The sequence below is a fragment of the Blautia sp. HCN-20427 genome (assembly GCF_037890365.1).
Lineage (GTDB): Bacteria > Bacillota > Clostridia > Lachnospirales > Lachnospiraceae > Blautia.
This window is the reverse complement of sequence record NZ_JBBKBX010000004.1, coordinates 178,341-185,020: the sequence shown is the minus strand read 5'-3', so window position 1 is coordinate 185,020 and position 6,680 is coordinate 178,341. Positions and strand designations below refer to the sequence as shown.

10 protein-coding genes are annotated in these 6,680 nt (G+C 39.7%); all 10 read left to right on the top strand.

Annotated features, from left to right (window positions below):
• Window positions 1-314: PfkB family carbohydrate kinase (locus WKT17_RS04030; protein WP_340271856.1), on the top strand; the 314-nt coding region annotated here is incomplete at its 5' end.
• Complete coding sequence (locus WKT17_RS04025; RefSeq protein WP_291683421.1) at window positions 292-1,257, top strand: nucleoside hydrolase; 966 nt, start codon at window positions 292-294, stop codon at window positions 1,255-1,257. The genes WKT17_RS04030 and WKT17_RS04025, both read left to right, overlap by 23 nt.
• Window positions 1,258-1,284: 27 nt before the next feature.
• A complete protein-coding gene (locus WKT17_RS04020; RefSeq protein ID WP_291683422.1) occupies window positions 1,285-1,887 on the top strand; it encodes an ECF transporter S component in 603 nt (200 codons plus the stop codon).
• A gap of 13 nt (window positions 1,888-1,900) precedes the next feature.
• Complete coding sequence (locus WKT17_RS04015; protein ID WP_291683423.1) at window positions 1,901-2,668, top strand: energy-coupling factor transporter transmembrane component T; 768 nt, start codon at window positions 1,901-1,903, stop codon at window positions 2,666-2,668.
• Window positions 2,656-3,504, top strand: coding sequence for an energy-coupling factor ABC transporter ATP-binding protein (locus WKT17_RS04010; RefSeq protein ID WP_291683424.1), 849 nt, complete (start codon window positions 2,656-2,658; stop codon window positions 3,502-3,504). The genes WKT17_RS04015 and WKT17_RS04010 overlap by 13 nt, the downstream gene beginning before the upstream one ends.
• A 17-nt stretch (window positions 3,505-3,521) precedes the next feature.
• On the top strand, window positions 3,522-4,334 hold the full coding sequence (locus tag WKT17_RS04005) for an energy-coupling factor ABC transporter ATP-binding protein (protein ID WP_291683425.1): 813 nt from the start codon (window positions 3,522-3,524) through the stop codon (window positions 4,332-4,334).
• A gap of 212 nt (window positions 4,335-4,546) precedes the next feature.
• The gene (locus tag WKT17_RS04000) at window positions 4,547-5,425 is read left to right on the top strand and encodes a YicC/YloC family endoribonuclease (RefSeq protein ID WP_291683426.1); all 879 of its coding nucleotides are present in this window, start codon (window positions 4,547-4,549) and stop codon (window positions 5,423-5,425) included.
• 14 nt (window positions 5,426-5,439) lie between these two features.
• Complete coding sequence (locus WKT17_RS03995; protein ID WP_173749996.1) at window positions 5,440-5,712, top strand: DUF370 domain-containing protein; 273 nt, start codon at window positions 5,440-5,442, stop codon at window positions 5,710-5,712.
• Complete coding sequence (gene gmk / locus WKT17_RS03990) at window positions 5,705-6,343, top strand: guanylate kinase (RefSeq protein WP_173749997.1); 639 nt, start codon at window positions 5,705-5,707, stop codon at window positions 6,341-6,343. Before WKT17_RS03995 ends, gmk begins: the two co-directional genes overlap by 8 nt.
• Entirely contained in the window at window positions 6,340-6,624 is a 285-nt protein-coding gene (gene rpoZ / locus WKT17_RS03985) for a DNA-directed RNA polymerase subunit omega (RefSeq protein ID WP_178024827.1), read from the top strand. The genes gmk and rpoZ overlap by 4 nt, the downstream gene beginning before the upstream one ends.
• The last annotated feature ends 56 nt before the right edge of the window (window positions 6,625-6,680 follow it).

Sequence of the window (6,680 nt, the reverse complement as noted above, 5' to 3'; positions counted from 1 at the left end):
ATAAAAAAATTCAGACAGTCATTGTAACGCTTGGCGGAGATGGAGCTTTATTGGTAACAAAAAATACGGAAAAATACTTTGAAACTAAAAAGGTAAATCCGGTTGATACGACTGCCGCAGGTGATTCTTTTACCGCCGCCTTAGCGCTGGCTTTAGGGGAAGGAAAAGAATATGGTGAGGCCATTCAATTCGGGAATGTGGTGTCACGAATTGTAGTGACACGAAAAGGAGCACAGACTTCCATACCCACAATGGAAGAGGTGATAGAAATTATGAAGGAGGAGAAGGAGAATGAGAAAACCGATAATTATTGATTGTGACCCGGGGGTGGATGACGCTTTAGCGATTATTTTGGCGCTGAAACATTCATCATTAGACCTTAAAGCGGTATGTACGGTCTCTGGAAATGGAGATTTGGAAAATACAACACAAAATGGTCTGAAAGTTTTGTCGTTGTGTGGAAGAGAAGATATTCCTTTATACAGGGGTTCAGCAAAAGCTTTAAATAATAAACAACCGGATACAGTACCAGCTTTTGGAGACGACGGATTAGGGGGGTATGCATATACCATAATAACTGACAAGAAAGAGGAAGAAAAAACTGCTGTTGATTTTTTAGTTGAGGCAGCAGCTGAGAATCCGGGAGAATTGACTCTGCTTGCCATTGGTCCATGCACGAATATAGCCAAGGCAATTCAAAAAGATTCAGAATTTCCTAAGAAAATTAAACAGCTTATTATAATGGGAGGGGCAAAATATACGGGGAATATGAGTCCGGTAGCAGAGTATAATTTTTGGGCAGACCCGTTAGCTGCCAAAATAGTAATGGAGGCTGGTTTTCGTGAGGTAGTTATGATTGGGCTGGATGTTACAAATAAAATTGCATTGGGGGCTGATATAAGAGAAATTTTAAGGATTTTCAATACGGATTTATCCCATTTTCTTTATAACATTACACAAGTGGGTGTAGATGAAAATTGGGAAACCAGAAGAAAACCAGTGGCTCCTATGCATGATGTATTAACCGTGGCATATTTAATTGACAATACTATTTTATCTGTAAAAAAAGCAAATATAGATATTGTCACAGAGGGAATAGCCAGAGGACAGTCTGTTGTGGATATCAATGGACACTGGAATAATGGAAAATGCAATGCGCTGTATGCGGCAGAAGTAGATGTAAATAAATTTTATAAATTACTCTTAACCACAATATTTGAAGAACGAAAAGATGAGATATTAGCATATTTAAACTGATTTTAAGGTGCGAAAGGAGAAGGTATTATGGCAGCAAAAAATAAGGGAAAAGAAACTTTTTCATTAATGGTAATTTTATTAATTCCAGTTGCAATTGCGATTAATATTGTAGGCGGACAGATGACTTCTATGTTAAAAATTCCTGTAGATCTGGATATGATAGGGGTTATATTAGTTGGGGCATTGGCGGGACCTATTCCTGCGGCAGTAACAGGCGTATTAACAAATTTGATTAACGGAGTGATGGATCCTAGCTGGCTTCCTTATGCGTTCTGTTCTTTCTTTATTGGTATTACCTCTGGATTATTATCCAAATATAATATGATGAACAAAATTTGGAAATTAATAGTATCTGGTATTGTCATTGCTCTGGTAGCAACTGTGACAGCAACACCAATCACGGTATTTTTCTTTGGCGGAGCAACAGGAGGCGGAGCATCTATGATTGCAGCAGGATTAATGGCAACAGGCAAGCAGATTTTGGAAGCGGTTCTGTCTGTATATATCGTCACAGAAACCATAGGAAAAACAATTTCTGTGTTTGTAGCCTATATTATTATCAAAGTAATTCCAGATAGAACTTTGACTAAATATAGATACGGTATGAATTTTGTAAAAAGAGACAAGTAACAGGAGAGGGAAAATGGAGAATGCAACGCAAACGAAAAATAAAATTGTGGAATTATACCCCATGACAAAATTTTACTTGGCAATAGCAACAGCAATTATTGCAGTTGTTTTGCCAGGCATTTTATCAAAGGTGATATGTTTTCTGACGTTGAATATATTGGCTTTTGTCAGTGGTGTATATCCGGTTTTTATAAAAAGGGTCAGAAACTCAGTAGGAATTTTATTTCTGGTATTGCTCATTGTACAGACATTTTTTGCACCCGGAGAGACCGTAATATTTTCTTTTTGGATATTTAAAGCAAAGCTGGAAGGCTTGCTGTTTGCATTAAAACTGGGATTTATTCTGGCAAGTGTGGGTTCTGCGCTGATTTGGTTTTTTGCGGTGACAACAGAAAAAGATTTTGTATTAGCACTTGAAAAAAAAGGGATGAGTGCAAAGGCCTCTTATGTGGTATTGTCAACTCTGCAAATGGTTCCGGTATTGAAGAAACGTTCTCAGACAATTATGAATGCTCAAAAAGCCAGAGGTGTAGAAACAGAAGGAAGTATATGGGTACGTGCAAAAGTGTTTGTTCCAACAATTGTTCCATTGGTACTTAGTTCTATTCAGGGAACAGAAGAAAGGGCACTTACACTGGAAGCACGTGGGTTTTCAGTAGAGACGCCATCCACGCATTTATATGATATTGAAGCAAGCCCGATAGATAAAGTTGTAACAATTGTAATTTTCAGCGTGTTTTTACTTATTATTTTAGGGAGAGTACTATTATGGGTTATATAGAACTTAAAAATGTTACATATACTTATCCTCTTGCAAAAGAATCCAGTATAAAAGAAGTTACATTTTCACTGAAAAAGGGAAAATTTTATGCTGTGGTTGGAGCGAATGGAAGTGGAAAGACTACATTGTGCAATATTATCCGTGGATTTATTCCGGGCTTTTTTCAAGGAGAACTGGAAGGAGAAGTGCTCCTGGAGGGAAAATCTTTACAAGAGTATACCATGGGAGAACTGGCTCCCAAAATCGGTTATGTATTTCAAAATCCTTTCAACCAGATTACAGGAGCCAGAGACAATGTGTATGAGGAAATTGCCTATGGACTGGAAAATTTAGGTGTTAATGTCAATGTTATAAAAGACAAAGTACAAAAAGTAATGGAGTTGACTAATACAGCTTATCTTGCAAAGAAAAATCCTTTTGAACTGTCAGGAGGACAGCAGCAGAGAGTTGCATTGGCTTCGGTTCTTGCGTTGGAGCCGGATATTTTCGTAATAGATGAGCCAACGTCACAGCTTGATCCGAAAGAAACAGAAAGAGTTTTTGATATCATTGATAAGATGAAGAAAATGGGTAAAACGATTGTTTTAGTAGAGCACAAAATTGAACTGATTGCCGAATATGCAGACGAAATTTTGGCATTGGAAGAAGGAAGGTTGATTCGATATGGAGAAAAACATGAAGTTTTATCTGATTTATCTTTATTAGCGCGTGATATAGAATTGCCGCAGTCAGTCATATTGGCACATGAGTTACGAGAGCAGGGAATTGAACTTGCAGAAAATATCATTACAAAAGCAGAAATGATACAAGCATTGCATAAAGTTATGAGCATGTAATACTAGGAGGATAAGAAATGGCATTTATTAATTTTGAAAACGTAGGTTTTGCTTATCCTAACGGTTATTCTGCTGTTGAGGATGTTAGCTTTGAAATTGAGAAAGGCGAAAACATTGCCATTGTTGGACAAAATGGAGCCGGAAAAACTACAACTGTAAAAATGATAAATGGATTGTTAAAACCCACATCAGGAAAAGTTGTTGTGGCAGATATGGATACAAAAGATTTTACCACAGCTGCATTATCAAAAAAAGCGGGCTATGTTTTCCAAAATCCGGATGACCAGATTTTCCATAATACTGTGGAAAAAGAAATTCGTTTTGGGCCGGAAGTGCTAAAAATGAGTGAGGGTAAAGTGAAGGAGATGACAGAGTATTCGGCATCACTGACTGGGTTAACGGGAGAAATGGAAGAAAATCCGTACAACTTACCTCTTTCCGTGAGGAAATTTGTTACCATAGCCTCTATTATAGCAATGGATACAGATATTATTATTTTGGACGAACCTACAGCAGGCCAGGATATCAAAGGAATACGTCTTTTGGAAAATATGTTAAAAGAGTTAACAGCGAGAGGAAAAACAATTGTTACAATAACTCACGATATGGAATTTGTGGTAAACAATTTTCATAAGGTGTTTGTAATGGCACATAAAAATCTTTTAAAAATTACAAATCCCAAAGAGGTATTCAGTGATGATAAACTTTTGGAAGAAAGTATGCTTATGAAACCATATATCAGCGAATTGGTATCTGAACTCGGAATTACAGAACAAATTACCTCAAGAACAGAATTTGCAAATTATATAAAAAGGACAGTTGTAAAATAGTCTATGTTTTAGGGACAGAACCGGAAAAACAGGTTCTGTCCTGTTTTGCTTAGAACGGCAAAAATTTATATGCAGATTTTCGGCTATAAATTTCCACCATAAAATTTCCGCCATAAGCAAAAAAATATTTGACGGCTTTTAGGGATTGGCTTATAATAACCATGTATGTTTATGCCTTACGGTAAATCAAAGACATAAGAAAGAGTTCAGAGATGATAAAGAGCATGACCGGCTTTGGCAGAGCCGAATTGTTAGACGAAGAAAAGAAAATTACAGTGGAAATGAAGTCTGTTAATCACCGCTATCTGGACGTAAATATGAGAATGCCCAAGAAATTCAGCATTTTTGAGGCTTCTATCCGTTCTCTTTTAAAGGAGTACATTCAGAGGGGAAAGGTGGACTTATTCATTACCTGTGAAGACTATACCCAGGGCAGAATGGCTGTGAAATACAACCGGGATATTGCGGTACAGTACATGGAATGTCTGCGGCAGATAGGCGAGGACTTTGAGTTGGACGAAGAAGTGGACGCTGCTGCGCTTTCCAGATATCCGGAAGTTCTGACCATGGAAGAACAGGAAAGCGACGAAAAGGAACTCTGGAGTTCGTTGGAAAATACCATTCGCAGGGCAGCAGAGCAGTTTGTGGAGACCAGAAGCCAGGAAGGTGCCCATTTGAGACGGGATATTCTGGAAAAACTGGCGGACATGGACGAAAAGGTTGCCGGGGTGGAAAAAAGATACCCGGATATTATTAAAGAATACAGAGAAAAACTGGAGACAAAGGTCAGAGAACTGCTGGCGGATACGCAGATAGAAGAGAGCCGCATTGCCGCAGAGGTGGTACTTTTTGCAGATAAAATCTGTACGGATGAGGAAACGGTACGCCTGAAAAGCCACATTGCACATATGGGGCAGGTACTTTCAGAAGATGATGGCATTGGCAGAAAGCTGGATTTTATTGCTCAGGAAATGAACCGGGAAGCAAACACAATTCTGTCTAAGGCGAATGACTTGGAAACCTCCAATTTGGCCATTGATTTGAAGACGGAAATCGAAAAAATCCGGGAACAGATTCAAAATATTGAATAAAGGCAGGAAAAGCAATGGCAAAGCTTTTAAATATCGGATTCGGAAATGTTGTGAATATGGATAAGATAGTAGCTGTGGTAAGCCCGGACGCGGCTCCCATTAAGAGACTGGTGCAGGCGGCTAAAGAGTCGGGGCGGTCTGTAGACGCGACCCAGGGCCGAAAGACCAAGGCCGTGCTGATTACAGACGGAGATATGCTGGTGCTGTCTGCCCTGCAGCCGGAAACCATAGCAAAGCGTTTTGGTACATTTTCAGAAAATGAAGCAAAAGGGGAATATGATGGCTGATAAAGGAATTTTAGTAGTGGTATCCGGATTTTCCGGTGCCGGAAAAGGAACACTGATGAAACGTCTGCTGGAAAAGTATGACAATTATGCGTTGTCTGTGTCTGCGACCACCAGAGCGCCAAGACCGGGAGAAGAACACGGCAGGGAATATTTTTTCCATACAAAGCAGGAATTTGAAGAATTGATTCTGCAGGACGCTCTGATAGAGTATGCCCAGTATGTGGACAATTATTACGGAACGCCTAAGGCTTACGTGGAGAAGCAGTTAAATGCGGGAAAAGATGTGATTCTGGAAATTGAAATCCAGGGTGCGTTAAAGGTGAAGGAAAAAATGCCGGAAACCCTTCTGCTTTTTGTAACTCCGCCAAGTGCCCAGGAATTGAAACGCCGTCTGATTAACCGAGGCACAGAGAGTCTGGAAGTCATTGAGTCCAGGCTGGCCAGAGCAGCAGAAGAGGCAGAGGGAATGCCGAAATATGACTATATTTTGATTAACGATGAGATTGAAGAGTGCGTAGATACCATGCACAGCATTATTCAGAGCCAGCATGACACGGTCAAAAACCGTGAGTCTTTTATAGAGAAAATGACAGAGGAAGTTGCTGTATTTAAGAAAGGAGAAGAAGTATGATACACCCATCTTACACAGAATTAATGGAAGCTATCAATGAAGGTGCAGAAATGGAGGACGAACCGTTAGTAACCAGCCGTTACTCCGTAGTGCTTGCTACCAGCAAAAGAGCAAGACAGCTTATTGCGGGAAAAGATGCCATGGTGCCAAGCTATGGGAAAAAGCCGCTTTCCACTGCTGTAGAAGAAATTTATAAGGGCAAGGTTCATATTCTGCCGGAAGACGCAGAATTGGAGGAAGAGCCTGCAGCAGAAGAAGACACAACAGAAACAATGGAATAAGAAATAGGAAGGACTGCTGACCGGCTTTGGCGGCAGTCCTTTGTGCAATAAGGAGG

Coding starts and splice junctions, on each gene's coding strand:
- WKT17_RS04025 (WP_291683421.1), top strand. CDS start 292: ATGAGAAAACCGATAATTATTGATTGTGACCCGGGGGTGGATGACGCT.
- WKT17_RS04020 (WP_291683422.1), top strand. CDS start 1,285: ATGGCAGCAAAAAATAAGGGAAAAGAAACTTTTTCATTAATGGTAATT.
- WKT17_RS04015 (WP_291683423.1), top strand. CDS start 1,901: ATGGAGAATGCAACGCAAACGAAAAATAAAATTGTGGAATTATACCCC.
- WKT17_RS04010 (WP_291683424.1), top strand. CDS start 2,656: ATGGGTTATATAGAACTTAAAAATGTTACATATACTTATCCTCTTGCA.
- WKT17_RS04005 (WP_291683425.1), top strand. CDS start 3,522: ATGGCATTTATTAATTTTGAAAACGTAGGTTTTGCTTATCCTAACGGT.
- WKT17_RS04000 (WP_291683426.1), top strand. CDS start 4,547: ATGATAAAGAGCATGACCGGCTTTGGCAGAGCCGAATTGTTAGACGAA.
- WKT17_RS03995 (WP_173749996.1), top strand. CDS start 5,440: ATGGCAAAGCTTTTAAATATCGGATTCGGAAATGTTGTGAATATGGAT.
- gmk (WP_173749997.1), top strand. CDS start 5,705: ATGGCTGATAAAGGAATTTTAGTAGTGGTATCCGGATTTTCCGGTGCC.
- rpoZ (WP_178024827.1), top strand. CDS start 6,340: ATGATACACCCATCTTACACAGAATTAATGGAAGCTATCAATGAAGGT.